This is a genomic window from Streptomyces sp. AC550_RSS872, assembly GCF_019049285.1.
Lineage (GTDB): Bacteria > Actinomycetota > Actinomycetes > Streptomycetales > Streptomycetaceae > Streptomyces.
Genome location: NZ_JAGMUL010000108.1, coordinates 1 through 225, shown reverse-complemented (window position 1 = coordinate 225; position 225 = coordinate 1). Strand labels below are relative to the sequence as shown.

The 225-nt window shown below is 68.0% G+C and carries 1 protein-coding gene; it reads right to left on the bottom strand.

The window, feature by feature from the left end; all coding sequences use genetic code 11:
• A partial coding sequence (locus tag KUM44_RS31970) for a helix-turn-helix domain-containing protein (RefSeq protein ID WP_254390433.1) occupies positions 1–181 on the bottom strand: 181 nt, incomplete at its 3' end.
• Positions 182–225 lie beyond the last annotated feature (44 nt).

The following is a 225-nucleotide window of genomic DNA, read 5'->3' as shown; positions in this document are numbered from 1 at the left end:
TCGGCCCGTCCTGCGACCAAGCCTTGCGCCAGCGCTGTACCGACCGGACGCTGACCCGCAGGTCGTGCGCGATGACCGCGTTCTCGTCGCCCTGGGAGAACCGCTCGGCCGCTTCCATCCTCAACTGCTCGCGGAAGGCTCGCCGTTCGTCGGTCAGCCCGCCCCCTTGCGCATACCTCATGCAGTCGGCATACCGCAGGGATCATGGACCGTCAGCCCATACCG